Origin of the sequence: Silvania sp. (assembly GCF_051656365.1) — a bacterium.
Classification (GTDB): Bacteria; Pseudomonadota; Gammaproteobacteria; order Enterobacterales; family Enterobacteriaceae; genus Enterobacter; species Enterobacter hatchlandensis.
In genome coordinates this window covers 125,537-152,121 of record NZ_JBOGBT010000094.1, presented here as the reverse complement: position 1 = coordinate 152,121, position 26,585 = coordinate 125,537, and the positions used below count along the sequence as shown (strand labels likewise).

The window sequence follows — 26,585 nt, the reverse complement described above, 5'->3', positions numbered from 1 at the left end:
TAACCAGTAAATAAAAATAAGTCCAGATTAATATAAAACGTAATAAGCGCCATTAGACAGTTTTTGAATATTAATGATATAAACGGTTGGCGGTGATTGTCACCGTTTTATGCATTCTTTCTAATTACTGTGCTGCATCCGATAACAACCTAATCGCCAGGTGAAATATAAAATTATGGAAGAGCATCTTAAAGTTCGTATCTATGCCCTTGTAAGAAGTCACAATGGTGTGTATCTGATTAATAATGAGAGAAAACAAAAATTACTTAATGCAGATACAGATCTTGATACGGATATGCGACTCGATGTAGACGAAGCAGAAGAAATGATGGAAGAATTTTTTAAAGCGTTCGAGGTTAATAGAGGTAGCTTTAATATATAGACCTATTATCCCGATGAGCCTTTTTCCTGGAATCCACTCAAGAAGTTTTCTCCTGTTCCTGTGCCCGATTTCACAATCGGCATGTTAATCGAATCAGCAAAAGCCGGGAAATGGCTATACGACTAATCATAAGCAAGGCGCTAAATATATGGCGGCAGCAGTATACTTATTTCCGAATGATCATCAGCTAATTAAAAAAGGCACCTCCGGTGCCTTTTCTGCCAGATAGTCAAACCGCACACCCCTCATCCCCACACCCCGCTCCCACATCCTCTTCACCCTCACGCACCACCACTTCACTTAGCAACGCGCCAATCTCCGCCCCCAGCGCCAAATCATTCACCTCGGCGAAATGCTGCTGCCGCACATTCCCCTGTTGATCGATTATCGTCAGCGTCGGCGTGCCGCGCATGCCATAGGCCAGCATGGTCTGCGGAATGTCGTTGTCCACAGACGGTCTGTCCACGCCGACGGGGAAGGGGATGCGGAATTCGGCCAGAAACACCTCCAGCGCCCGCGGGGTCATCACGTCATGATGTTCAAATACCGTGTGCAGCCCGATAACCGCCACCTTATCCTGTGGGAAGGTGGCGAAGATGCGCGACGCCTGCGGCAGGCCGTGGGAGACGCAGCCGGGGCACAGCATCTGGAAAGACTCCATCACCACCACTTTACCGCGCAGCGACTGCAGGGTGAGCGGTGCAGGGGTGTTAAACCACTGATCAACAACCAGGTCCGGTGCTTTTGTGTAGCGACTCATATTCATCCACTCCCCAGCCCGCACCAAAATGCGGGTGATATTGAATGCGTTAAGCCTGCGTCGCCTCGTCAAAACAGGCGGCGATAATGTCCAGGCCCTGCTGGATCTGCGCCGCTTCCACGGTGAGCGGCACCAGAATGCGCAGCACGTTATAGTATGGCCCGCAGGAGAGCAGGATCAAACCCTTTACCAGGACAATAGTAATCCTGGTGTTAAGTGCTGGAAGGCAATGGATCCCGAGACGGCTTTGCTGGTTTATAAAGAATGATATAGTTTCACTATTAGTGTAACTATACTGAATTTAATAAACTAACGTAGCCATTCTGTCATGACCTTTTCCAGTTTCTCCTGTGACTGCGCGCGCTTTTCCTCAGACATCCGTGCAATATTGCGCAGCTTCCATTGAACGGCTGGCAAATTCTGAATGTGGGGTTCTGGTGCTAAATTCCAGTCAGGCTCGCCGCGTTTAAATGACCTCAGGAAGTCGAAATCCTGTTGAGTGAAATGCGCTTTCAACGCGCTGAGCATTCTTTCCGGGACCTCTCTTAGCTCTTCTAGTGATACCTCCTCAAAAGTCATGCCGCTGAATTCATTTTGAAAGGGTTCGGTAATATCTTTCCAGCGTGGGCTAAGCACTTCGGACAAGGGGCGATTATGGCTGAGCAAGTAAGCGATAAAACCATTGAATATCGCGCGATCGATCCCTTGTGTATCAAGGAGCACTTTGACGTCGTAAAAATCTCTGGGGTGCTGGCGATCTAACGCGGCACATAGCTTGCCGCCGTACAAATCAGGCAGTGAGACAACTGGGATCGCGGCAAAACCAAATTCTTCCTCTACGGTTTCGACGACGTCGCGTTCTTGCGGCGGATACAATGTTCCCCGGGCAACGGGCGAAACTTCGATTTTAATTTGCGCGTCGTCCGTGGTGGCTATGATCCGCATCTCATCAGGGTTATTGATTTGCAGTACTGCATTGATCCCGACTTGTTTTTCCAGTTGTGTTGCGATGCGGGTGAGCGCTTCCCGCACGTTGGGCAACGCGACCTCTCTGCTATCCAGCGTGATGTAGGCCAGATCAATATCAACGGACAATCGGGGAAAATCACGGATGAATAAGTTGATCGCCGTTCCGCCTTTCAGCGCAAAACAGGGCTCGTTAGCGACATAGGGTAATGTTTGCACCAGCAGGGCGACCTGGCGGTAGTAGGGGGAGGTTTTATCCATGGCTTATTCCCCTCTTAGTAAAATTTTCGGGCACAGTAATCTGGTATTGCGTGTTCAGCTTGCCATTAATAACGACTTGTCGGTTGCCCGAACCCAGGTCGATTTTGCTGGTATCCACGCGTTTGAACCATGCATGTTCATAGAAACTGGCGAAAAAGAGATACAGGCGTTTGGTTTGTACGGACTGGCTGAGTGTAAGCAGCTTCTCCACTTTACGTGGGTTGAGATTGACCAGCCCCTGAAAAAGCTCGGCAGCGTGCTCAAATGAGATTGTCTGAGGTACTGCGCTTAATAGCTCGTAGGCTGCCAGTTCTGGTACGCTGGCGGTTATGCTTTTCCCTTTCACCTCAAGCTCAGTTCGGAATTTTTCATCCAATTCAGGGAGCTTCAGAGCCGATACCACCAACCACTCAACGCCGGGAAATTCTTTAAACCATTTAGGTAATATCGCTTTTTTTTCAATGCTAAGCCAACATTGGCTCTGTTTAAGCTGCAGGTAATGGGAACGGCCCTGCCAGGAGAGACTGCTCAGTCCGGCCAGATGCACCGGCGCTTCAAGCTGGTTTTGCAGACACCATAGCGCATCACTCCAGTCTGGTTCTCGTCCTGCGCGCGCATAAACGCCAGCCCGCAGTTTTATTAACCAGCCATTTTGCGCGTATTTAAAAGCCAGAGAAGGCGATATGTTGTTCCGGGTCAGCCACGATTGTAAAACCAGGCTTCCCGGAGAGGTGTTTTGCAACAGCCAGTTTAATTTCGATGTCATAGATTCACTCAGGGTGTAACTATAATAAAAAAAGTAAACTATTTAGTGAGTGAAAAGTCAACGTACGGCTGTGGTGGTCAACAAAAACTGACCACGGCTTTAGCGTTTTTCCAGAACAATCGTTCTGATTCAATCAGCGACTACATAAGCCTTGTCATCAACACGTTAACGGCCCGGCTTGCACCGGGCGTAAAAATTAACCCTGCGTCGCCTCGTCAAAACACTCGGCGATAATTGCCAGCCCCTGCTCGATCTGCGCCTTTTCCACGGTGAGCGGCACCAGAATGCGCAGCACGTTATAGTACGGGCCGCAGGAGAGCAGGATCAAACCTTTATCCCTGGCCCGGGCGACGATCTGCGCCGTCAGTGCGGCGTGTGGTTTATGGGCGTCGCCATCCTCAAACAGCTCGATGGCGATCATCGCCCCCAGCCCGCGAACGTCGCCAATCTCGCGGTGTTTTTCGGCTATCGCCAGTAACCCCTCGCGCAGGGTGTTGCCCACCGCGTTGGCTTTTTGCAGCAGGTCTTCCTGCTCGAAGACCTTGATCACCGCCAGCGCGGCGGCGCAGGCAATCGGGCTGCCCGCGTAGGTACCGCCCAGTCCGCCGGGGGCGATGGCGTCCATCACCTCGGCGCGTCCGGTCACGCCCGCCAGCGGAAAGCCGCCAGCGATGGATTTGGCAAAGGTGGTGATATCCGCCGCCACGCCCATCTGCTCCATGGCGAAGAAGGTGCCGGTCCGTCCCGCGCCGCTCTGCACTTCATCGGCAATCAGCATGATGCCGTGCTCGTCGCACAGGTCGCGCAGGCGCTGCATAAAAGCAGGCGAGGTCGCGTAGAAACCGCCTTCGCCCTGCACCGGTTCAATCACAATCGCGGCGATATCTTCCGGCGCGGCGTCGTTTTTAAAGATGCGCTGGATGCTGGCGATGGCGTCGTCGTCGCTGACGCCGTGCAGCGCACAGGGATAGAGGGCGCGATAGACGTGGCCCGGCATCAGCCCCATGCCCGCCGAGTACGGGGCTACTTTCCCGGTCAGCGACAGGGTGTAGTGGGTGCGGCCATGATAGGCTCCGGTAAAGGCGATGGTGCCGTTACGTTTGGTGGCCGCGCGGGCGATTTTCACCGCGTTCTCCACCGCTTCGGAGCCGGTGGTCACCAGCAGAGTCTTTTTAGGGAAATCGCCCGGCACTTTTTGGTTCAGGATCTCGCACAGCTCCAGATAGGGCTCGTAGGCCAGCACCTGGAAGCAGGTATGCGACAGTTTTTTCAGCTGCTCTTCTACTGCACGAACCACCTCCGGGTGCAGATGCCCGGTGTTGAGCACCGCGATGCCCCCGGCAAAATCGAGATACTCCCGGCCTTCCACATCCCACACCCGGCAGTTCTCCGCCCGGGCGGCAAAGATCGGGTGAATCTGTCCCACGCCGCGCGGGACGGCATTGCTGCGACGCTGCATTAACTCTTTATTGGTGCTCATTAGCGGTTCTCCGGAATCAGATGTCGTAAAGGCCGATACATATCGTTGATTTACAATTGATCGTAGATGTCGTACAGCGATCCTTCACGGCAGGTGCGGAGTTTTTTTATGGCGCCCGGCGGCGCTGCGCTTGCACGGGCCTACAGGTGCTCAACGTGAGCTCGACGCCCGCACCTTCAGTCTGCCCGCCAGCGTCACATGCGTGGCGGCATCTTCTTCGTTGCACAAATACTCCACCGCCAGGCGTCCCAGCTCGCTGTAAGGCAGCTGAATACTGGTGAGCGCGGGCGTGAGTTGCTCGGAAATCTTCTGATCGTCGTAACCCGCCAGCAGCATATCGTCGGGGATCGTCACGCCGCCCACCGTCAGTGCCTGATAGCAGCCAATCGCCAGCCAGTCGCTGGCGCAGAAAATGGCGTCCGGGTGTTTCTCCAGCCGCAGCAGGGACTCGGTCGCGGTGAACGACTCGTTAAACTGCCAGTTGGTCTGGCGCACCAGGCTGTCGTCGCAGGGTAAACCTGCCTGCTGCAGCGCGGCCTGGTAGCCTGCCAGCCGCTGGCGGGAGGCCTCCATCCAGCTTTCCCCGGTGATATGGGCGATGCGCGTTGCGCCGCAGGCGAGCAGATGTTTGGTCACCTGAAACGCGTTGGCGTAGTCGTCGGGGATAAAAGACGGCAGCAGGGGCGAGGCGGGGTCGCGCTGGTTCAGCAGCACCAGCGGAAGGCGGGTACAGTCCTGAAAATCACTCATATCCACCAGCGTGGTGACGGGGGAGGCGAGAATAATCCCCACGCAGTTTCGCTTTTCCAGCTGGCGAATAATGTTGAGGGCCAGCGCCACGTCGTCGCCGTAATCATACAGGGTGAGCAGCGTTTCGTTGCGCCAGGCCGCCTCCCGCGCCTGACTGATGGCATCGATAAAGGGATCGTAGCTCTGCAGCGAACTGACCAGCAGCGCAATCTCCGCCTGATTACGCGGGGTATGGATGGCGGGCAGACGATCGTAGCCCAGCTCGGTGGCGACGCCGATCACCCGCTGGCGGGTCTCGTCGCTGAGCTTGATGTTACGCGACTGGTTAAGCACCAGTGATACCGTCGCCTGCGACACGCCCGCGGTACGCGCAATATCGTTCATCGTGACTTTGTTTTTCCGCTTCATCCGTTCTCTCCCTCTGGCGAATTCGCATCATACCCTAACTGCCTACAGACGCGCCGCCGATCACGTTTCTTCTTGATGCCGCAGCGATCTTTGTGAGTGCGGTCGCTTTTCTGCACACCACGATTTGCGCATTGCTGCCCTGACTAATATTTATTAGCTAAACATTATCAGCAAGAGGAACAACAATGAAAGAGCAGTGGAGCAAGGAACAGGCGCAGACGTGGTACCAGCAGCAGGGCTGGCTGTGCGGGTTTAACTATCTGCCGTCGACGGCGGTGAACTGGACCGATATCTGGCAGCAAGAGACCTTCGATGCCAACACCATCGACCGCGAGCTGGGCTGGGCCGCAGACGCGGGCTATAACACCCTGCGCATCAATCTGCCGTTTATCGTCTGGGAGCACGATCGCGACGGCCTGATGGCGCGTATCGACCACTTCCTGACGATTGCCGACAACCACGGTTTCAGCACCATGCTGACGCTAATGGACGACTGCGGTTTCTCCGGCGATGAGCCCTACCTCGGGCCGCAAAAGCCGCCGGTGCCGGGCAAACATAACAGCCAGGCGGCGGCAAGTCCTGGGCGCGACAAGGTGTGCGATCCAGACTGCTGGCCGCACATTGAACGCTATATCCGCGACCTTGTCCGCCAGTTCCGCGACGATAAGCGCGTGCTGCTGTGGGATCTCTACAACGAGCCGGGCAACCGCGGCATCTTTGCCACCGGCACCGAAGAGGTGCTGTACGATGCAAAACTGGAAACCTTCGCTCATGACCTGATGAAGCGGGCCTTCCAGTGGGTGCGTGAAGAAGATCCTTCCCAGCCGCTCACGGTCTGCGCATGGCGCTTGCCTGCAGAAGAGGAGGGCGAAACCTTTTATCAGCATCCGCTGGACCAGACCGCGCTGGAACTGTCGGACGTGGTGAGCTACCACGCCTATACCAATACCGGTCGCATGACGGCGATTATCCAGCAGCTGCAGCAGCTGGGCCGCCCGATCTTCTGTACCGAATGGCTGGCGCGCCACGTAGGCGGCACTATCGAAGAGCAGCTGCCGCTGATGTATATGGCGAAAGTCGCCCCCTATCAGTGGGGGCTGGTGCGCGGCAAAACCCAGACCTGGCTGCCGTGGCCGGTGGTGATGAAAGAGTCCACCGACTACTGCCGCCTGTGGTTCCACGATGTGTTCGAAGAGAACGGTATCCCGTTCTCACGCACTGAAATCGCACTGCTGCAAAAGCTGCGTAAAATTGCTCCGAACGTGCAGGGCTAATAATAACGACCCGGCGGTTCGCCGCCGGGCAACCAGGTACGCACTATGGCAATGACAATGAAAATACCGTCTCGCGAGTTGTGGTCTTATTTTGGCTATGGTTTAGGTCAGTGTTTTAGCTTTGGTTTAGTGGGTTCGTTTATTAACTATTTTTACACCGATGTGCTGGGGATCTCCGCCCTGGCGGCGAGTACCATCTTCCTGATTGCCTGCGCCTGGGATGCGATCCACGATCCGCTGTTTGCCAGCATCATGGACACCATTAACAGCCGCTTTGGTAAGTTTCGTCACTTTATGCTGATCGCCCCGCTGCTGATCACCGGCGTCACGCTGCTGGCGTTCTATAAAATCGAAGCGGACATGACCACCAAAATCCTCTACGCCGGGGTGACCTATATCCTGTGGGGGACCCTGTACGCCATCTCGGATATCCCGTTCTGGTCGATGTCGTCGGTGATGACCAACGACTCAGGCCAGCGCACCCGGGCGGTGACGGCGGCCATGTTAGGGGTCAATGCCGGGATCGCCTGCGCCAACATCTTCTTCCCCAAGCTGGCGGCGTTCTTCGCCCAGCACAGCAGCGACAAAGGCTACTTTATGGCGGCGCTGGTGATGATGATGGTCGGCCTGCCGTTAATGTTAAACGGCTTTATGCAAATTAAAGAGCGCGTCCCGCCCAGCCCGGAAAAGGTGACGATGCGCGATACCTTCCACAATCTGCGTCAGAATAAGCCGCTGTTTATCATCCTGATGTCGTTCTTTTTCTGCGTGTTCCACAACGTCGCCAACGGCATTTATATCTACTTCTTTATCTACAACATGGGCGACGGCGGCCTGCAGATGGCGATCGGCGTGATGGGGATCGTGGCGGCGGTGGTCTGTCTTATCGCGCCGATGCTGACGCGCAAAATGCAGAAGCGAAAGCTGTTTATGATCCTCTGCGGGCTGGATGTCGCGGTGCGCGTGGTGATGTGGTTTGCGGGCTATCAGCACACGGCGCTGCTGTTTATCCTGCTTGGCCTCAGCACCCTGTTCGTGATGATGACCAACATCCTCACCTCGTCGATGATTGCCGACACCATTGAGTATGCCGAATACCACACTCACAAGCGCTGCGCGGCGATCACCTTCTCCGGGCAGACCTTTACCGGCAAGATGTCGGTGGCAGTGGGCGGCGGGTTAATCGGCGTGTTTTTAACCCTGATTGACTATGTACCGCAGGCGCAAACCCAGAGCGACGGCGTGCTTGCCGGGCTGTTCTTTGGTATCTGCCTGCTGCCCGCGATAGGCTCGCTGATCCGCCTTGCGGTGATGTCGCGCTTTACCTTTACCGAGGAGAAGCATGCGGAGATCTGTCGGCTGTTGGCGGAGCGTCGGAGTGGCACGGTGGATAAACACGATGAGGAGCGGCTTGATCGTCCGGCTACGGTAAACTAAAAAAGCCTGACGTCTGCTCAGCAGGCGTCAGTGTTTTAACCGCTGTTTCACTATGTAAAACATTTCTCTCCACGCTTCTTTGATTCCCCTCACGCATCACGATCATGCGCTCGTCAGCCTCTGCGGATTCCTTACACTCAGCTTCATAACAATCACGTCACATTTGTTGACACCTTTCCTGACCTCAGGAGGTTATATGGCTAATACCGACTCTGAATTCGCAGGTGATTACGCTCCTGCCGGGCAGCAAGCGCCTGCCCAAAGCAGAACCAAAATGATGCTCTCGGCGGGCATCGGTCATTTTATCGAGTGGTTTGATTTCGGGCTTTACGGCACCCTGGCGGCGATTATCGCCACCAACTTCTTCGCCAGCGGCGATCCGGTCATTGGGCTGCTGAAATCCTTCGCGGTCTTCGGCTCTGGCTTTCTGATGCGTCCGCTGGGCGGGCTCTTCTTTGGCTCGATGGGCGATCGGTTAGGGCGGCGTAAGGTGCTGGTGACCGTCATCGTGATCACCTCCTGCTCCACCTTCGTGATGGGCATTTTGCCGACCTGGCATCAGGTAGGAATACTCGCCCCGGTGCTGTTGGTGATTACCCGTCTGGTGCAGGGCTTTGCCGCTGGCGGTGAAAGCTCAGGCGTCATTACCTATCTCGCCGAAAGCGCCAAACCCAACCGGCGCGCCACGCTCACCTGCTGGAGTGAAAACTTCAGTTTTATGGCCTTCGTCTGTGGCTCCGGGCTGGTTCTGTTTCTCACCCATACGCTCGGCGAAAGCGCCATGAACGACTGGGGCTGGCGCATTCCGTTCCTGCTGGCGGCCCCACTGGGGTTAGGCGGGCTGTATATGCGCCGAAATATGGAAGACTCCAGCGAATTTAAAAAGCTGAAACAGACCGGCAAGCTGGAGAAATCGCCCCTGCGCAAATCGCTCTCCACCTCTTCACGCGCCTTGTTGTTCTGCACCGGCTTCGTGGTGGTCAAAGCGGTCAGCAGCTGGGTGCTGCAGTCCTTTATGCCGGGCTATCTCTCGACCCATTTGCACTACAGCAAAACCGACGCCTATCTCATCACCACGCTCGGATTACTGAGCGTCGCGGTCTGTATGCCGATCACCGGCTATCTCTCCGATATCTGGGGACGTCGCCCGCTGATGTTGATGGGCTGCGGGGGCTTCATCCTGCTCACTTACCCGGCCATGCTGGTGATGAGCCAGGGATCGGTGGGGTCCTCCATCGCGGCCATGAGCATGCTGGGCATCTTTGTCGCCATGTTTAACGGCGGCTGCGGCGCGGCAATGGTTGAACTGTTCCCGACCGCCATTCGCTACGGCAGCATCGCCATCGCCTACAACCTTACCGTGGCGATCTTCGGCGGCGTCACGCCGCTGGCATCCGCCAGCCTGATCTCGCTAACCGGCGATCCGCTTTCTCCTGCGTGGTACGTGATGATCACCGCGCTTATCTCATTCATTGCCGTGTGGCTGGCCAAAGAGACCGCCGGCAAAGTGCTGGATTAACTGTTCCCGGAGTTGTTATGAAAATACGTCACGTTGAATGTTTTCCGCTGAAGATCACCCCAAAGCAGGCCTATCTCGGGGGGAGCGTCGAGGGGTATGACAGCGATTACTACTATCGCCCGGAGTACCGCTGCGTCTACTCGCGCAAAATGGAGACCTGCCTCGTCAAAATTACCACCGACGACGGCTGTGTAGGCTGGGGTGAAGCGCTGGCCCCGGTGGTTCCGCAGGTCATTGCGGAGCTCATCACCCAGCTCTTCGCACCGCTGCTGATCGGGCAATCGGCTTTTTCAAGCGGGGTGCTGAACGCCCGCATGTACGATGCCATGCGCGATCGCGGCCATATCACTGGCTATCACATCGATGCCCTTGCCGCCGTGGATATCGCCCTGTGGGATCTCAAAGGCAAACTGCTCGGCCAGCCGGTCTGGCAACTGCTGGGCGGTGCCTTGCGTGACACCATACCTTGCTACGTTTCGGGGTTGCCAGAGCCGGACCTGCCTGCGCGTTGCCAGCTGGCGAAACGCTGGCAGGAGAAGGGCTTTAATGCCGTCAAACTGGCGCTGGGCTACGGCGTGCGGGAAGACATTGCCAACGTGAAGGCTATACGTGAAACCCTGGGCGAAGAGGCGCAAATCTTCCTCGATGCCCACTGGAATTACAGCGTGGCGGAAGCCGCCGAGCTGGCGATGGCGTTGCGTGAATACGGCGTCGGGTTTCTCGAAGCGCCGCTGTTGCCGGAAGACGTGGCAGGGCACCGTGAGCTGCGGGCCAAAAGCCCGGTGGCGATTGCGCTGGGCGAAACCGAGCGCACCCGCTACCAGTTCAAACCCTTTATCGAGCAGCGGGCGGCGGACATTCTGCAGCCGGACGTGGGCCGTACCGGCATCAGCGAGCTGATGCACATCGCCTCGCTGGCGGAGACCTGGAACCTGAAGGTCGCCCCGCATCTCAGCGTCGGTCTTGCGCCCTGTATCGCCGCGTCGCTGCACGTCGCCGCCGCCATCCCCAATCTCTACATGCTGGAGTATCAGCCCCCGGTCTTTGAGATTGCCAACCAACTTCTCACCACGCCGCTCATCTGCCAGCAGGGGGCGTACCAGCTGCCGCAGGGGCCGGGGCTGGGTATTGAAATCAATGAAGACGCCGTCATGGAGGCAACATGTTAAAAGGCAACGTACCGATTCTGGCCACCGCGTTTGATGTAGAAGGCGAAGTGGATTTCGCCTCGATTGAGCGGCTGGTGAAATTTCTTCTGCAACAGGGCATCGATGGCCTGGCGCTGTTCGGCAATGCCTCTGAAGGCTATGCCCTGACCCTGGACGAAAAAGAGGCGCTGTTCGCCTGCGTGAAAAACCTCACCGGCGATCTGCCGCTGGTGGCCGCCGCCGGGGGGCCCGCCTCTGCGGTGGCGATAGAAGATATCGCCCGGATACAGCGCTGGGGGGCTCAGGTAGCGATGGTCAATCCGCCGTCGGTGGTGAAACCTGGTCCGGAGGAGATCGTCAATTTTTACCGGGATATCTGCGCGGCCTGTGATATCGACATCATGATCCAGGACGCGCCGCTGATGACCGGGGTCAACATCCCGGTGGCCACGCTGGTCACGCTGTGCCAGTCGTTTCCGGCTATCAAGTACATCAAAGTGGAGCAACCGCCCACCACGCTGAAAATCACCGCCCTGAAGCAGGCGCTGGGTGACAGCGTCGGGCTGTTCGGCGGGCTGAACGCCGGTTTTCTCTACGAAGAGCTTCGCCGCGGCGTGATCGGCACCATGCCCGCCTGCGAATTCCCGGACGTCATCAACATGATTTTGCAGGCCTGGCAGCATAACCCGCGGGAAGCGCAGTCGCTCTTCTACCGCTATCTTCCCTTCCTGCGCTATGGCGTGCAGCCGGGTATCGGCGTGGCGATCCACAAAACCGTGCTGCACCGGGCGGGGATCTTCACCACCGACGTGGTGCGCGAACCGGCCAAACGGCTGGACGCGGCCACCCGCGACGAGTTGCAGGATCTCACCGACGCGCTGCCGCTGGCGGTGTTTGGATCGCGGATATGAATTACATTGCCGTTGACTGGGGTACCAGCAATTTTCGGGCGATCGGCGTGCGTGACGGCCAGGTGATCCGCACCGTGCAGGACACCTGCGGCGTGGCGACCTGCGAGCGCGCTGAATTGCCGTCGATCCTGCGTAAGCAGCTGCTGCGGCTGGAGGACGCCTGGGACCCGCATCTGCCCGTGCTGCTGTGCGGCATGATTGGCAGCAATATTGGTATTGCCGATGCGGGCTACATGGCGTTGCCGCTTAGCTTCCGCGACCTGCTGGGTAAGGGCCGCGAATTGCCCGGTATCCTTAGCAACCCGCTGACCTTGCGACCCGGTATCTGCGATCCGCAGGCCAACGAAGTCTGCCGTGGCGAAGAGATGCAGTTAGCCGGGGCCATCGCCCTGACGGACGCCTGCACCTTTGCCGCCGTGGGCACCCACAGCAAATGGATGACTATTGACCGTCAGCAGCAGCGCGTGACGGGTCTGCGCACCCTGATGACCGGCGAGCTCTATCACCTGGTGTTAAATCATTCGGTGGTGGGTAAAGGGCTCCCCCCTCAGGTGACCTCCGCCAGCGCCTTCAGCGAGGGCGTAGCTGTGGCGCAATCGATCGAGGCCGGGCAGGGCGAACTGGTGAGTGAGCTGTTCCGCTGCCGGGGGCGGTACATTCTGGGGGATCTCGACCCGGCCAGCGCCGCAAGCTGGCTCTCCGGCCTGCTGATTGGGCACGAGATCCTGCGCGGTCACCCGGGCAATGCGCGCGTCTGTTTTATCGGCAGCGGTTCCTTACTTCCTCTCTACCAGCAGGCCTGCGAGCAAATCGAGCTGCCTTGTTCCACCCTGGAGGCGGAAACCGCGCTGATTGCCGGGCTCAATGAGGTATTCCGACATGATGGCTAGCGCCGGGATTATTGCGATTTTACGTGGCATCACCCCTGCCGATTGCGTGGAGCAGGTGGCCTGCCTGCGCGATCATGGCATCACCACGGTTGAGATCACCACCAACTCACCGGAGTGGATCACCAGCCTGCGACGGCTGCGTGATGCCTTTGGCGATGGGGTAATGGTGGGCGCAGGCACGGTGTTAACGCCAGAGCATGTCGATCTCTGCGCCGCCGCCGGGGGGCAATTTATTCTCACCCCCAACCTCGATCTGCGGGTGATCCACGCGGCAAAAAGCCAGGGGCTGGGGGTGTGCGCAGGGGTGATGACGCCCAGCGAGATTTTCAGCGCCTGCGAGGCGGGGGCCGACGTACTGAAGATTTTCCCGGCCAGCGCCCTGCCGGAAAACTATCCGCAACTGATCAAGGGCCCGCTGTCCGCGCCGGTGCGCTTTTCGGCGGTGGGGGGGGTGGACGTCAATAACGCCGCCGATTATCTGCGCTACTACGACAGCGTGGGGATCGGCAGTGCGCTCTATCGCTCCGGGCAGCCGGTCGCCACCACGACGGAGCGCTGCGTGCAACTGCTAGAGGGGAGGGAGCGCGGCGCCGCTAATTTTGCGGGCGGCAGAGATCAGAAAATGGCGTAGTTTGTCGATGTCCAGCTTATCGCCCTGGATGTTCGACAGGGCGATGGCGGCCTGCATGCCCGGAATAATGCAGGCCATCCGGTAATCCGTTTCGTTAAAGGTTTTACCAAACACCTGATGGCGCCGGGCCTCTTCGATATCGCGTTTGAGTAGCTGATAATCGTGTACGCCGAGGCGAGCCACGATCTCTTCGTCACTCATGGCCGACAGCAGCTTGATGCCAATCACCGAGTCATGCACCGGAAACGATTCGTAGTTTCCGATGGCTCTGGCGATGCTTTTGCCGCTGCGGGTATGAATGAGATACACCACGTTTTTGCCGCTTAACACCCCCACGACAATCGACACCGAGTGGCTGCCGGTCTCCTCCAGCATCTCCAGCACGGCGGTATAAAACGCCGAATTATGGATCGCGTTCGCCGAGAGACGATGGATGCCCATCCCCAGGCTGTACTTGCGCCTGGCGTCCTGCTGCACCATCTCCAGCGCCAGTAGCGTTTGCATCAGGCGGGAGACTTTCGCCGGATCCAGCCCCATCTCACGGCCAATCTCACGAATACCAAAAGCACGACTCCCTGTCGCCAGCAGATTAAGGCAACGGAATGCGTCAAAGACAGTGCTGTTCATTTCATCTTCCGGGCAATGTATTCAGGGATTTAAGTGTAAGGGGAGAAGGGGAGGAAAAGTATTGTCGGCAACGCCGAGTGTGAACGCGACAGGAAAAAAGGATAACCGGGGAGCCCATGCTCCCCGGGCAACGCCTTACAGCGACTTCACAAACGCCAGCAGATCTTCGTTCAGCTGGTCCTGATGCGTCAGCGCAAAGCCGTGCGGCGCGTTGTCATACACCTTCAGTTCCGCATGGCTAATCAGCTCTGCCGCCACTTTACCGGTGGTCTCGAACGGCACGATCTGGTCGTTGCTGCCGTGGATAACCAGCGTCGGGACGTCGACTTTGGCCATATCCCGGCGGAAGTCAGTCTCACCAAAGGCGGTCACGCAGTCGAGGGTGCCTTTCAGCGACGCCAGCAGGGCGATGTTCAGGGTCTGGGTCAGGGCACCTTCCGACACTGTCTGCCCGGCGTTAATCCCGTAGAACGGGGTAGCGAAATCGCTGATGAACTGGGCGCGATCTTTGCGCAGCCCGTCGCGAATGCCGTCAAACACCGACTGATCCACACCCTGCGGGTAAGAGTCGGATTTACCGAAGATCGGCGTGACCGCCCCCAGCAGCGCCAGACCGGCCACGCGTGAGGTGCCGTAAGTGCCAATATAACGGCTCACGTCGCCGCCGCCCATCGAGAAGCCCACCAGCGTTACGTCCTGCAGATCGAGTTCAGTGATCAGGTCATTGATGTCGGAGGCAAAGGTATCGTAGTCATAGCCCGTCCACGGCTGATCCGAACGACCAAAGCCGCGGCGGTCAAAGGCAATGGCGCGGAAACCGCGCTCGGCCAGATAGTTGAGCTGGCTGTCCCACATATCCGCATCCAGCGGCCAGCCGTGGCTGAACAGCACCGGTTTACCGGCACCCCAGTCCTTGTAGTAAATCTGCGTACCGTCTTGCGCGTTAATCGTCGCCATAGTCTCTTCCTCAAAAGGTCTTTATTAGTATCAACAAACCGGCGCGACCAGATAACGGGTCGCCGGAGGGGTAGCGCCCTGATGAAAAGCCAGCACGCGGCTTTGCAGCAGATGATCGTTCATGGTGTGACGCTCCTGCAGGCGCAGGTGTTCCACCCACGAACCCATCAGGAAGGTCTCGATATAGAGTCCCGGCTGGTCGATATCTTCATACACCGCCCAACTGATGGCGCCCGCGCGGCGGCGCACCCGGCGCAGCTCGTGGACCGCCTGCAAAAAGTCGCGGGCGGACTGGGGGTCGATCAGGTATTCGCAGGAGACCAGCACCGGGCCACGCTCGTTGGGGATCGCTTCGCGCGCGTCGTCGGCAATCAGGCCGCTGGTATCCAGGTTGAGGTTCGGATCTTTCTCCAGCTTCCAGCGCAGCACCGTGGCGCTGGCCAGCAGCATCCCGACGGTTGCCACGCACAGCGAGGTGGCAGTGTTGAAGTGCGAGGCAATCTGCCCCCAGATGGCGCTGCCCGCGGTCATCGAGCCGAAGAACACCGTCAGATACACCGCCAGCGCCCGGGCTTTTACCCAGCGGGCGGCGCTGCGTTGCGCCCCCAGGTTGAGGGTCGAGAGCACCGCGATCCACGCAAAACCGGTGAAAAATTCAAACAGGTTCAGCAGCCAGAAGTGGCGCACAAACGCCAGCGCCAGCATGGTGATCGCGAACATCAGGCTCGCGGCCACCATCAGCTGGTCGGCGTTCAGACGCTGGCGCAGACGCGGCAGCAGCACCGCCCCGGCAATCGCCCCCAGCCCGATGCAGGCCAGCATGATGCCGTACCCCGCCGGGCCGAGTCCCAGCTCCCGACGTGCCACCAGCGGCAGCAGCGCCCAGCCAGCACTGGCAAAGACAAAAAATGCCACGGTGCGGATCAGCACATTACGCAGCACCGGGGCAGCATGCACATAGCGCACCCCGGCCCGCACTGCCGAGAAAAAGTGCTCCGGCGGCAGGCGCTGCACGGATGGCGCAGGTTTCCAGCGCCATAGCACCCACGCCACGCCCAGCACCGACAGGGCGTTGAGCAGGAACACCATCCAGGGTCCGGCCAGCGACAGCAAAAAGCCGCCCAGCGCCGGGCCAATGGCGCGGCTGATGTTCACCCCCAGCGAGTTAAGCGCCACCGCCGGGCCCAGCTCCGCTTTGCTCACCAGATCCGGCACAATCGCCTGGAACGGCGGTGAACTCATGGCGCTACCGACGCTTAACAGGAAGGCTGCCGCCAGCAGCACCGTCGGGGTCACCTGACCGGTAAACGACAGCACGGCCAGACCTGCAGCGGCGATAAACATCCACAGCTGCGAGAACAGCAGGTACTTGCGCCGGTCGACGATATCCGCCATCACCCCGGAGGGCAGGGCGAAGAGAAACATCGGCAGGCTACTCGCCGCCTGCACCAGCGCGATATCCAGCGGGTCGGCGCTCAGGGTCAGCATGCTCCAGTTCACCCCGACGTCGCTCATCCATGAGCCGACGTTCGACACCACCGTGGCAATCCACAGCATGCGGAACACCCGCTGGCGCAGCGGCTGCCAGGTGGACATCGCCGGGGCGCTGACGGGTGGCAGATGGGCGTCGTTGAGCTGAGTCATGCGAACCGCTCCGTGACCCGCGTGCGCAGCCGCCACGCGCCGGGGCCGGTGATGGCAAGCGTGGTGAAGACGATCAGCAGCAGCCAGCCAAACTGACCTTCGGCAATCGACCAGCCCGGATGCACCACCAGCATCGCCACCAGCAGCACGGCAATGATCGGCAGGCAGGCCAGCCGGGTGGCAATGCCGAACAGGATCAGGATCGGGCAGATCACTTCGGCGACGATCGCCGGGATCAGGCTGAAATACGGCCCGAAGCCAAACGGATCCTCGATGCGCGTCAGCTCTTCGCTGAAGTGCAGCACCTTCGGCAGGCCGTGAACGTAGAGCAACAGCAGGCTGCCGGTGATGCGCAGGAATAACAGCCCCAGGTCAATCCGGGGCGCGGTGAGGTGCGTTGAGTTGTTCATGATTAGAACGCGAAGCAGCTGCAGCCCAGCGCTCCCCAGAAGGCGTTATCGTCGGCCACCGGCATCTCTGCGCTGCGGGCAAAGTCATGTCCATGGTTGTGCACGCCGCACGGGCCGCTGCAGTGGTGTACGGCGCTCATCCCTACGCGGGCGGCCTGCGGTGGGGCGCTGCGGTAGTGGCCAGGGACTTTGACCACTGGAGACCAGTCAGGCAGGACCGGGATCGCCGGCGGCGCCAGCGGGCCAAAGCTGCCTGCGGCATAGACGATTTCACCGTCCACCACCGTCAGCACCGACTCGATGCCCTTGATCTCCTCTTCCGGGACGCGGAAGAAGTCTTTGCTCAGCACCGCGAGATCCGCGAGCTGGCCGATTTTGATCTGCCCTTTCTGGTTCTGCTCGTTCGAGAACCACGCGCTGCCCTGGGTCCACAGCATCAGAGCGGTGTCGCGATCCAGACGGGCGCTGTGATCGTACATCTGCATCCCGCCCAAGGTGCGGCCAGAGACCAGCCAGTAAAGCGCGGTCCACGGGTTGTAGCTCGCCACGCGGGTGGCGTCGGTGCCTAAGCCTACCGGCACGCCGGTCTCCAGCATTTTGGTTACCGGTGGAGTATGGCGAACCGCCTCCATTCCGTAACGCTCGGCGAAGTACTCGCCCTGGAAGGCCATCCGGTGCTGCACGGCAATGCCGCCGCCCAGTGCTTTGATGCGGTCGATGTTGGCCTGCGAGACGGTCTCGGCGTGGTCAAAGAACCAGTGCAGCCCGTCGAAGGGGATCTCGCGGTTCACTTTCTCAAAGACGTTCAGCATCCGGCTGATGGATTCGTCATAGGTAGCGTGCAGGCGGAACGGCCAGCGATGCTCGACCAGATGGCGCACCACGCGCTCCAGTTCGTCCTCCATGCCGGGGGCCAGATCCGGGCGCGGCTCAAGGAAATCTTCAAAGTCGGCGGCAGAGAACACCAGCATTTCGCCCGCGCCGTTATGGCGGAAGAAGTCGGTTCCCTGGTCCGGTTTGAGCATGTCGGTCCACTTCTCGAAGTCTTCCAGCTCGTGGCCGGGGCGCTGGGTAAACAGGTTATAGGCGATGCGGAGCGTCATCTGCTTTTTCTCGTGCAGCTCGGCAATCACTTCGTAGTCTTCCGGGTAGTTCTGGAAGCCGCCGCCCGCATCGATGGCGCTGGTCAGCCCCAGGCGGTTCAGCTCGCGCATAAACTGGCGGGTCGAGTTCACCTGCTGTTCCAGCGGCAGTTTTGGCCCTTTGGCGAGGGTGGCGTAGAGGATCATGGCGTTCGGACGGGCAATCAGCATCCCGGTCGGGTTGCCGTTGGCGTCGCGCTGGATCTCGCCCCCCGGTGGGTTCGGGGTGTCTTTGGTGTAGCCCACCACCTTCAGCGCCGCGCGGTTGAGCAGGGCGCGATCGTACAGGTGCAGGATAAACACCGGGGTATCCGGCGCGGCGGCGTTGATTTCGTCGAGGGTCGGCATCCGGCGTTCGGCAAACTGGAACTCGTTCCAGCCACCTACCACGCGTACCCACTGGGGCGACGGGGTACGCAGGGCCTGCTCTTTTAACATGCGCAGGGCATCGGCCAGCGACGGCACGCCCTCCCAGCGCAGCTCGAGGTTGTAGTTCAGCCCGCCGCGGATCAGGTGCAGGTGCGAATCGTTCAGGCCGGGGATGGCGGTGTGGCCTTTCAGATCCACCACTTTACTGCTGTCGTCGTGATACTGCATCACCTCGGCAAGGGTGCCGACGGCGAGGAATTTTCCGTCGCGCACGGCCACCGCTTCGGCAAGGGGGTTTTCACGATCGACGGTATGAAACTGGCCATTGACCAGAATCAAATCTGCTTTAGCAGAGGAAGTCATAACTGCTCCTGACTGAGAGGGGAATGGTCAGGATTATTGGAACCGCTTACAGGAAAAAACCAGTTATACAATGGGATAGCTATACCAAAGTATAACTATACGAAAGGTTAATTATACAAAGAGATAATTACGCCCGCCGAGGGGGAAACATAGGATACAGCCAACGTCTCGTCGCCGCATTGTGCGCCGGGTTTTGCCTGTTAACCACACTGGATACCCTTATGTCTAACTCAAAGCTCGAAGTGTTAACCCCGGATAACTGTCAGATGATCTTCATCGACCAGCAGCCGCAGATGGCGTTTGGCGTGCAGTCAATCGACCGCCAGGTGCTGAAAAACAACGTGGTAGGGCTGGCGAAAGCGGCCAGCGTGTTCAACATCCCCACCATCATCACCACCGTTGAAACCGAGAGCTTCTCGGGCAATACCTTCCCGGAGCTGCTGGACGTCTTCCCGGGGAAAGACATTCTTGAGCGCACCTCGATGAACTCCTGGGATGACCAGAAAGTGCGTGATGCCCTGCAAGCCAACGGCAAGAAAAAAGTGGTGGTCTCCGGTCTGTGGACCGAAGTGTGCAACAACACCTTCGCCCTGTGCGCCATGCTGGAAGGGGACTACGAGATCTACATGGTGGCAGATGCCTCCGGCGGTACCTCGAAAGAAGCCCACGACTTCGCGATGCAGCGCATGATCCAGGCGGGCGTGATCCCGGTGACCTGGCAGCAGGTGCTGCTCGAGTGGCAGCGCGACTGGGCGCACAAAGAGACCTACAACGCGGTGATGGATATCGTGCGTGAGCACTCCGGTGCCTACGGTATGGGCGTCGATTACGCTTACACCATGGTGCATAACGCGCCGTCTCGCCAGAAGAGCGAGCACAACACCCTGGCCCCGGTTCCGGCCCGCTAAGTTCCGGCAGCAGGCTGGGCCCTCATCCGGCCTGCTCCACCCTCTCGGGAGTCCATCATGAGTACTGGGTTAATTTCCCTCGCGGCAGGCGTGCTTATCGGCCTGCTGTACGCGCTGCTGAAAGTCCGTTCCCCGGCCCCGCCCGCGCTGGCGCTGATTGGTCTGCTGGGGATGCTGGCGGGCGAACAGGCGACACGCCATTTTCTGCATGCCGATGACACTGCGCAGCGCTCACCCGTCACCCACACCACCGGAGCGTCGTCATGAAGGCCTGGGTCGTTTCGCTGCTGTGTGGAATTCTGGCAGGGGTTATTTATGCCGCGATTACGGTACACTCGCCTGCGCCGCCGGTGGTCGCCCTGTTGGGGCTGTTTGGCATGCTGGTGGGGGAACAGCTGATCCCGATTGGCCGCCGTCTGCTCAGTCGCCAGCTCACGCTGACGTGGTTTCGCCACGAATGCGTACCCAAAATCAGCGGCACGCCGCCTCCATCCCGTCCTGATGACGGTCGCGAGGGATAATCACGCTTCATTTGAGGAAAACGAGCATGCCGCAGTGCATAGCCATCATTGATGATGAACGTTCTGTCCGCAGCGGGTTAAGCAACCTGCTGCAGTCAGAGGGGTACGCAACGGAAGCCTTCGACTCGGCGGAGGGGTTTCTCAGCCACCCCACTGCCCTGACCGACGTGGCGCTGGTGATTGCCGATATCCGCCTGCGCGGAATGAACGGACTGGAGATGCTCGACAAACTGAACCTCATTGCCCCCTCGCCGCCGCCACTCATTTTTATCTCCGGTCATGCGGATGACAACATCCAACGCTACGCTGTTGAACACGGCGCTGTTGTTTTTCTGCGCAAACCGATTAATGTCGATGTGCTGCTGGCGCACGTTCAGCGCGCGCTCGTCACCTGAAGAGACCGTCACACTCATTCCCACGAGAACCATTAACGAAGAAAAATAAGGAAACGTGGATGAACAACCCATCGCTGCCTGCTCGCTGGCCCGCCCCCGGACATTTATCCGAAGGGCGGGCTTTTGTGCTTAAAGAAGACGTCATTTTTACCCCGCTGGGGCAGGAGGGGAGCCTGTGCTGGCTGAATGCCCGCCTGCCGAGCTCCGGCGGGTCGTTTATTATCGCCACCGGGGTGAGCGATGAAGAAGAGGCCAGCGCAACGCGTCTGCTGCGCAATGAGTTTGCCCTGCGGGAATATCTGAACGACGACTGGGCGATTCGCCCGGTGGCCAGCACCCAGTATCACGGGCGCTTTGCCCTGGTGTATGCCCCTTTTTCGTTTGTGCTGCTGACCCGCATCGTCGGCGCGCCGCTGGCCTGTATCCCGAGCTTTCTTGAACTGGCGATCCGCATCAGCCTGCCTCTGCGCCTGATGCATCTTCGCAACCTGGTGCACGGGGATATCAAGCCCGGCAATATTTTTATTCATGATGACAACAGCTGTCGGCTGGGGGGCTTTGGTTTGTCGTCCGGCACCCCGGAAGCACTGCAGACGATGCCGCTGGTGGGAGGCACCCCGGCCTATATGTCGCCGGAACACACCACCCGCACGCATCGTTCGGTGGACAACCGCAGCGATCTCTACAGCCTGGGGGTGGTGTTTTACGAGCTGCTCACCGGCAGCCTGCCGTTTGAGCTGGGCGGTGAAGATCAGGGTAAATGGGCGCACTACCATATCGCCTCGGAACCGCGCGCGCCCGGTGCGGTGTGCCCCGGGGTGCCCGCGATGCTGTCGGCGATTGTTCTTAAGCTGCTGGCGAAAAAACCGGAGCATCGCTACCAGACGGTGGACGGCCTGATCGCCGATCTGCGCCGCTGTCAGGCCACGCTGAGCGACGAAGGGGATATCGCCGCCTTTACCCCCGGATTGCAGGACCGCTCCCCCGCGTTTCATCTGACCGACACCCTCTATACCGCCCATCCGCAGGCAGGGGAGCTGCTCCACGCCTTTGACCGGGTGAGCCGGGATGCCCTCGCCGGGCTGGTGGCGATCAGCGGCCCGTCGGGGATCGGCAAGTCGTCGCTTATCGCCTCGGGGCTGAAAGCGTTGCAGCAGCGTAACGCACTGCTGGCGGTGAGCAAGGTGGATCAATTTTCCCCCACGCTGCCCTATGCGGCCCTGACCTCGGCGTTTCGCAGTCTGGTGCTGCACCTGCTGGGGCTGCCGGCCCAGCAGGTGGCCCAGTGGAAAGTCCGCCTGTCGCGCGAGCTGGAGGGCTACGAAGCGTTAGCCGTCAGCCTGGTGCCGGAGCTGCGGCTGCTGTTGGATAGCAAACCGCGTTTCGCCAGCGATACCTTTGCCATCGATGCCCGGGCGCGCTTCAGCCACATGGTGCTGGTACTGGTGAACACCCTGGCCAGCGCGGGCTGTCCGCTGGTGCTGCTGCTGGATGATATCCACTGGGCTGACGCCGCCAGTCTGCAAATTCTGGAATACCTGCTCATTAACGTCAGCAATGTGCCGCTGCTGATGGTGGTGGCGTACCGGGATGCCAGCTCGCTGCCGGATAACGCCCTGCAACAGCAGCTGGCGAGCCTGCACCGCGCCTCGCGCAACACCACCGAGCTGCGCCCGGAGGCGCTGTCGGTGAAGGCCGTGTCGCGCTGGCTGGCGAATATCTTCCATACCCGCTCGGCCAGCACCGCCGATCTGGCTGAGCTTATCCATCAAAAGACCGGGGGCAACCCGCTGTTTGTGCATGAGTTCTTCCGCCGGATCGTCGATGACGGGCTGGTGACGCACAACAAATATCAGGATAAGTGGTGCTACGATCTGCACGCGATCCGCACCCGGCATTACACCGAAAACGTGGTCACTCTGGTGCTGCAGCAGCTGGAAGAGATGCCGGAAGAGACCCGACGGCTGCTGGGCAGCATCGCCTGTCTGGGCGGCAGCGGCGAGCTGGAGATGGTCTGTCGGGTAATGGGGATGTCGGTGGCAGAGATCCGCTATGCCCTGCACCCGGCGGTGACGGCGCAGCTGATCACCCTCAGCGCCGACGGCTACGCCTTTACCCACGACCGGGTGCAGGAGGCGGCCTTTGCCCTGCTGGATAGCGCCGAGAAAAGCCGTCTGCACCTGACCACCGCCAGCCTGCTGGCGGAGTCGGCGCGCCAGGCGGCGGGCAATGAGATCCTGTTCCGCGCCGTGCATCACGTGACGGCGGCGCTGGACTGTATTCAGCCTGCGCCCCAGCGGCAGATGTTCCGCGAGCTGAGCCTGCTAGCGGCCCGGCGGGCCCGCCGCTCGGGAGATTACCCCTCGGCCCTGAGCTATATCCAGACCGCCCGCGCGCTGGGCGACGCCGGTTTAGCGACGGACGTTACCAACGATTTTACGCTCGACAGCGAAGAGGCCGGGTGCGAGTTCGCGCTGGGCAACCTTGAGAGCACCCGCAGGCTGTGCGACCGCATTCTCGGCTCTCCCGGCGGGCTGGCGGAAAAAGCGCTGGCGGCTAACCTGCTGGCCGAAGTCTATCTGCGTCAGTCCGACAACCGGCTGGCGCTCGAGGCGACCCTGAGCTGGCTGGCGGTGTTTGGCATTCACGTCACCCGCCATCCGCAAGCCGCCGAGTGCGATGAGGCCTGGCAGAGCCTGTGCAACCGCGTTGGCGACAACCCGCAGGGCCATTTCGCCCGGCTGCCGCGGATGACTAACACCGAGATTGAGGCGGTGATGAACCTGCTGAACAGCGCCAGCCTGTTCGCCAGCTTTACCCATTCGCGCCTGCACTTCATTCTGCTGTGCCGGATGATGCACCTGACCCTGGATCACGGTATTACCGGCGCGTCGACGTCGGCGATGGCGTGGTTCGGGGTGCTGATTGGTCACCGCTACGCCGAGTACCGACTGGGCTTTCAGTACGGCACCCTGGCGCGGGAGCTGGTGAACCGCCATGGCTACGATGCCTTTGAAGCCAAAACCCTGCTGCCGCTGGACCAGCTCAGCGTCTGGACCCAGCCGCTGGGCTACACCATCGAGTGCGCCAAAGCCTGCTTCACCTCGGCCGTCACCCACGGGGACATGACGGTGGCCTGCTTTGCCGTCTGCCATCAGGTGATCAACTTCCTCACCCGGGGCGATCACCTTGACGGGGTGCTCACCAGCATCGAGCGCGGGCTGGCCTTTGTGCGCAAAACCCATTTTCAGAATGTGGAAGCGATCCTGCTGATCCAGCGCCACTACGTGGAACACCTGCGCACCCCGGTGAGCGGCCCCTGGAGCGCCAGCACGGTGCTGCCGGAATCGCTGCTGCCCGACGCTACAGAGCAGGCCAGCGAGCAGCTGTCGACCCTGCAGTTCTGGTTCTGGCTCTATCGCGGGATGGCGCACTTCGCCTGTGGCGAATACCCGCAGGCAGCCGGGAACCTTGAGCAGGCCGGGCGCTTTGCGTGGTCTGCCCCCGGGCATATCCATCAGCTGGATTACCATCTTTACAGCGCGCTGGCGCTGTCCCAGCAGCTGACCCCGGAGACGTTTTCTGCCGACCTGCGCCGTCAGATCCACCTTCATTACGATAAAATCGCCCTCTGGGCGCGGATCAATCCCGGCACTTTTGCCGATAAAGAGGCGCTGATTTACGCCGAGATCGTGCGCCTGGACGGCATGAACAGCATCGCCCTCGAGCAGTACGAGAAGGCAGTGCGCCTGTCGCGCGAAGGGGGCTTTAACCCGTTCAACGCTCTGGCTCACGAGCTGGCCGGGCGCTTTGCCCACGCCTGTGGCTACACCACCGCCGCCGATGCCCACTTCCGCGGGGCGATGACCGCCTGGGGACGCTCCGGCGCGCAGTCGAAAGTGCGCCAGCTGGAGCGGGACTTCCCCTATCTGCTGGCTCCCGGCCAGGCGAATGCCTGGGACACGGTGGCCTTTGCGCGTAACGAGGAGATCCGCGACCTGCAAAGCGTGATCAAAGCCTCGCGCGCCCTGTCGGAAGAGATCAACCTTGAGCGGCTGATCGAGACCCTGATGACCATTCTGCTGGAGCGGGCCGGGGCGCAGCGGGGCTTGCTGATCCGCGTCAGCGACAGCAACATCCCTGAGATCGAAGCCAGCGCCAGCACCACCACCGATGGGGTGCAGGTGCAGATCATGAAAGAGGTGCCGATGGCCACCGACCTGCCGCTGACGGTGCTGGCGGCGGTGATCCGCACCGGGCAAGAGATCCATACCGGCAAACCGGAAGCGTTTCACCCCTTTAGTCAGGATCCCTATCTGGTGACCTCCGGCGCGGCGGTGATGTGCGTGCCGATGTTCAAGCAGGCGCGGCTGGTGGGGGTGCTGTATCTGGAAAACCGCCTGATGCCGGAAGTGTTTACCCAGGAGCACTCCCGGGTGGTCAGCCTGCTGGGGGCGCACGCGGCGATCTCGCTGGAGACCGCCCGGCTGTATGCCGAACTGTTGGAAGAGAACCTCCAGCGCCGTCGGGTTGAGAAAGAGCTGCGGGCCAGCCAGACCTCGCTGATGCTGGGGGAGCAGATCAGTCACACCGGCAGCTGGCGCTGGGAGCTGCAGCAGGATCTGATGTTTATGTCCGAGGAGTACGCGCGGATCCTCGGCCTGCCGGAGCAGCAGAAGATGATCTCGATGGCGGAGTTTCTGACCTTTGTGCATCAGGATGACTATCCGCGTATCAGTACTCTGGTGACCGAAAGCGTGCGCGACGGCCTGACCATGCGCGCCGAGTTCCGCATTATCCGCGCCGACGGGGCCACCCGCACCATTCTGGGGATTGGCGATCCGGTCGGGGTGGGGCGCGAAGTGAACGAGTATTACGGCATCATCACCGATATCACCACCCAGCGGATGGCCGAAGACGCAATGCGCGTGGCGCAGGCTGAACTGGCCCGCGTCTCGCGCGCCACCACCGTCGGGCAGCTCACCTCGTCGATCGCCCATGAGATCAACCAGCCGCTGATGTCGATCGTCGCCAACGCCGGGGCCAGCCTGCGCTGGCTCAACCGCGACCCGGCCCGGCTGGATAAGGTTCAGATCGGGCTGGAGGAGATCGTCTCCGAGGGCGAGCGGGCAGGGGAGATCATCCGCAGCCTGCAATCCCTCACCCGCAAACAGGATCCGGCCTTTACCCGCATCGATCTGCATGCTCTGGTGCGCCACATTATCACCCTGTCGCGCAGCGAGCTGGAGCAGCGGCGCATCAGCGTGATCTGGGCCCTGGCGGCGACGGATAGCTTTATCGTGGGGGACAGCGTGCAGATCCAGCAGGTGCTGCTGAACCTGGTGATGAACGCCGTAGAAGCGATGGCCGAGATCAAAGATCGCCCTGGCACCCTGCTGCTGTCGACGTCAAACCCGGGGAGCGGAGGGGTAACCTTTGAAATCGCCGACAGCGGCACCGGCATCGAACCGGGGCTGACCGAGCGCATCTTTGACTCGTTCTACTCCACCAAAGCCCAGGGGATGGGGGTGGGACTGACCATCAGCTACAGCATTATCGAGCGCCACCGGGGCAAGCTGACGGCCCGCAACCGCGCGCCGCACGGCTCTGTATTTGCCTTTACCCTGCCGCTGGCGGCGAGCGTGGCGTCACTCTGACGGCAGGAT

The 26,585-nt window shown here is 59.9% G+C and carries 22 protein-coding genes and 2 pseudogenes; 13 read left to right on the top strand and 11 right to left on the bottom strand.

Annotation, left to right across the window (positions count from 1 at the left end):
- Positions 1–175 precede the first annotated feature (175 nt).
- Positions 176–508: pseudogene (locus ACRDD5_RS18740) on the top strand (DUF1493 family protein).
- Between the two features lie 103 nt (positions 509–611).
- Here the strand turns inward: ACRDD5_RS18740 and ACRDD5_RS18735 are convergent.
- From ACRDD5_RS18735 to ACRDD5_RS18710, 6 genes and pseudogenes are all read right to left on the bottom strand, one after another.
- Entirely contained in the window at positions 612–1,142 is a 531-nt protein-coding gene (locus ACRDD5_RS18735; protein WP_438677642.1) for a redoxin domain-containing protein, read from the bottom strand.
- A 49-nt stretch (positions 1,143–1,191) separates the two neighbouring features.
- Positions 1,192–1,335, bottom strand: a pseudogene (locus ACRDD5_RS18730) (4-aminobutyrate--2-oxoglutarate transaminase); the annotation flags it as partial.
- Between the two features lie 116 nt (positions 1,336–1,451).
- Positions 1,452–2,369: a nucleotidyl transferase AbiEii/AbiGii toxin family protein gene (locus ACRDD5_RS18725; protein WP_438677641.1), complete on the bottom strand. Its 918-nt coding sequence runs from the start codon at positions 2,367–2,369 to the stop codon at positions 1,452–1,454.
- Positions 2,362–3,135 carry a type IV toxin-antitoxin system AbiEi family antitoxin gene (locus ACRDD5_RS18720; RefSeq protein WP_438677640.1) on the bottom strand — a complete coding sequence of 258 codons (774 nt, stop codon included), beginning with the start codon at positions 3,133–3,135 and terminating at the stop codon, positions 2,362–2,364. Before ACRDD5_RS18720 ends, ACRDD5_RS18725 begins: the two co-directional genes overlap by 8 nt.
- 196 nt (positions 3,136–3,331) lie before the next feature.
- Positions 3,332–4,615 (bottom strand): 4-aminobutyrate--2-oxoglutarate transaminase, encoded by a 1,284-nt coding sequence (gene gabT / locus ACRDD5_RS18715; RefSeq protein ID WP_438677639.1) that lies wholly within the window; start codon positions 4,613–4,615, stop codon positions 3,332–3,334.
- A gap of 150 nt (positions 4,616–4,765) precedes the next feature.
- A complete protein-coding gene (locus ACRDD5_RS18710) occupies positions 4,766–5,773 on the bottom strand; it encodes a LacI family DNA-binding transcriptional regulator (protein ID WP_438677638.1) in 1,008 nt (335 codons plus the stop codon).
- A gap of 185 nt (positions 5,774–5,958) precedes the next feature.
- On the opposite strand from ACRDD5_RS18710, the gene ACRDD5_RS18705 reads away from it, so the two are divergent.
- The 7 genes from ACRDD5_RS18705 to ACRDD5_RS18675 all read left to right on the top strand — a co-directional run bounded on the left by ACRDD5_RS18705 (position 5,959) and on the right by ACRDD5_RS18675 (position 13,583).
- The gene (locus tag ACRDD5_RS18705) at positions 5,959–7,047 is read left to right on the top strand and encodes a cellulase family glycosylhydrolase (protein WP_438677637.1); all 1,089 of its coding nucleotides are present in this window, start codon (positions 5,959–5,961) and stop codon (positions 7,045–7,047) included.
- A gap of 45 nt (positions 7,048–7,092) precedes the next feature.
- Positions 7,093–8,484, top strand: coding sequence for an MFS transporter (locus ACRDD5_RS18700; RefSeq protein WP_438677636.1), 1,392 nt, complete (start codon positions 7,093–7,095; stop codon positions 8,482–8,484).
- Between the two features lie 277 nt (positions 8,485–8,761).
- Positions 8,762–10,003, top strand: a complete 1,242-nt coding sequence (locus ACRDD5_RS18695) for an MFS transporter (RefSeq protein WP_391488317.1) — start codon at positions 8,762–8,764, stop codon at positions 10,001–10,003.
- A 17-nt stretch (positions 10,004–10,020) separates the two neighbouring features.
- Positions 10,021–11,172 (top strand): mandelate racemase/muconate lactonizing enzyme family protein, encoded by a 1,152-nt coding sequence (locus ACRDD5_RS18690; RefSeq protein ID WP_438677635.1) that lies wholly within the window; start codon positions 10,021–10,023, stop codon positions 11,170–11,172.
- Positions 11,166–12,062 carry a dihydrodipicolinate synthase family protein gene (locus tag ACRDD5_RS18685; protein WP_438677634.1) on the top strand — a complete coding sequence of 299 codons (897 nt, stop codon included), beginning with the start codon at positions 11,166–11,168 and terminating at the stop codon, positions 12,060–12,062. Before ACRDD5_RS18690 ends, ACRDD5_RS18685 begins: the two co-directional genes overlap by 7 nt.
- Complete coding sequence (locus ACRDD5_RS18680) at positions 12,059–12,952, top strand: 2-dehydro-3-deoxygalactonokinase (RefSeq protein ID WP_438677633.1); 894 nt, start codon at positions 12,059–12,061, stop codon at positions 12,950–12,952. The genes ACRDD5_RS18685 and ACRDD5_RS18680 overlap by 4 nt, the downstream gene beginning before the upstream one ends.
- The gene (locus tag ACRDD5_RS18675) at positions 12,942–13,583 is read left to right on the top strand and encodes a 2-dehydro-3-deoxyphosphogluconate aldolase (protein WP_438677632.1); all 642 of its coding nucleotides are present in this window, start codon (positions 12,942–12,944) and stop codon (positions 13,581–13,583) included. The genes ACRDD5_RS18680 and ACRDD5_RS18675 overlap by 11 nt, the downstream gene beginning before the upstream one ends.
- Here the strand turns inward: ACRDD5_RS18675 and ACRDD5_RS18670 are convergent.
- The 5 genes from ACRDD5_RS18670 to ACRDD5_RS18650 form a co-directional block, all read right to left on the bottom strand.
- Positions 13,521–14,210 (bottom strand): helix-turn-helix domain-containing protein, encoded by a 690-nt coding sequence (locus ACRDD5_RS18670; RefSeq protein ID WP_438677631.1) that lies wholly within the window; start codon positions 14,208–14,210, stop codon positions 13,521–13,523. The genes ACRDD5_RS18675 and ACRDD5_RS18670 overlap by 63 nt on opposite strands.
- Positions 14,211–14,345: 135 nt before the next feature.
- Positions 14,346–15,167, bottom strand: coding sequence for an alpha/beta fold hydrolase (locus tag ACRDD5_RS18665; protein ID WP_438677630.1), 822 nt, complete (start codon positions 15,165–15,167; stop codon positions 14,346–14,348).
- A gap of 30 nt (positions 15,168–15,197) precedes the next feature.
- A complete protein-coding gene (locus tag ACRDD5_RS18660) occupies positions 15,198–16,811 on the bottom strand; it encodes an MFS transporter (RefSeq protein ID WP_438677629.1) in 1,614 nt (537 codons plus the stop codon).
- Positions 16,808–17,221 (bottom strand): DoxX family protein, encoded by a 414-nt coding sequence (locus ACRDD5_RS18655; RefSeq protein ID WP_438677628.1) that lies wholly within the window; start codon positions 17,219–17,221, stop codon positions 16,808–16,810. Before ACRDD5_RS18655 ends, ACRDD5_RS18660 begins: the two co-directional genes overlap by 4 nt.
- Positions 17,222–17,223: 2 nt before the next feature.
- On the bottom strand, positions 17,224–19,095 hold the full coding sequence (locus ACRDD5_RS18650) for an amidohydrolase (protein ID WP_438677627.1): 1,872 nt from the start codon (positions 19,093–19,095) through the stop codon (positions 17,224–17,226).
- A gap of 221 nt (positions 19,096–19,316) precedes the next feature.
- Between ACRDD5_RS18650 and ACRDD5_RS18645 the strand changes: the two genes are divergently transcribed.
- From ACRDD5_RS18645 to ACRDD5_RS18625, 5 genes are read left to right on the top strand one after another with little or no spacing between them, the layout of a single operon-like run.
- Positions 19,317–20,003 carry a hydrolase gene (locus tag ACRDD5_RS18645; RefSeq protein WP_271283202.1) on the top strand — a complete coding sequence of 229 codons (687 nt, stop codon included), beginning with the start codon at positions 19,317–19,319 and terminating at the stop codon, positions 20,001–20,003.
- A 57-nt stretch (positions 20,004–20,060) separates the two neighbouring features.
- Entirely contained in the window at positions 20,061–20,270 is a 210-nt protein-coding gene (locus ACRDD5_RS18640) for a DUF1427 family protein (RefSeq protein WP_271283201.1), read from the top strand.
- Positions 20,267–20,524 (top strand): DUF1427 family protein, encoded by a 258-nt coding sequence (locus ACRDD5_RS18635; RefSeq protein WP_271283200.1) that lies wholly within the window; start codon positions 20,267–20,269, stop codon positions 20,522–20,524. Before ACRDD5_RS18640 ends, ACRDD5_RS18635 begins: the two co-directional genes overlap by 4 nt.
- 26 nt (positions 20,525–20,550) lie before the next feature.
- A complete protein-coding gene (locus tag ACRDD5_RS18630; protein ID WP_271283199.1) occupies positions 20,551–20,919 on the top strand; it encodes a response regulator transcription factor in 369 nt (122 codons plus the stop codon).
- A 59-nt stretch (positions 20,920–20,978) separates the two neighbouring features.
- Positions 20,979–26,576 carry a trifunctional serine/threonine-protein kinase/ATP-binding protein/sensor histidine kinase gene (locus ACRDD5_RS18625; RefSeq protein WP_438677626.1) on the top strand — a complete coding sequence of 1,866 codons (5,598 nt, stop codon included), beginning with the start codon at positions 20,979–20,981 and terminating at the stop codon, positions 26,574–26,576.
- Positions 26,577–26,585: the final 9 nt, after the last annotated feature.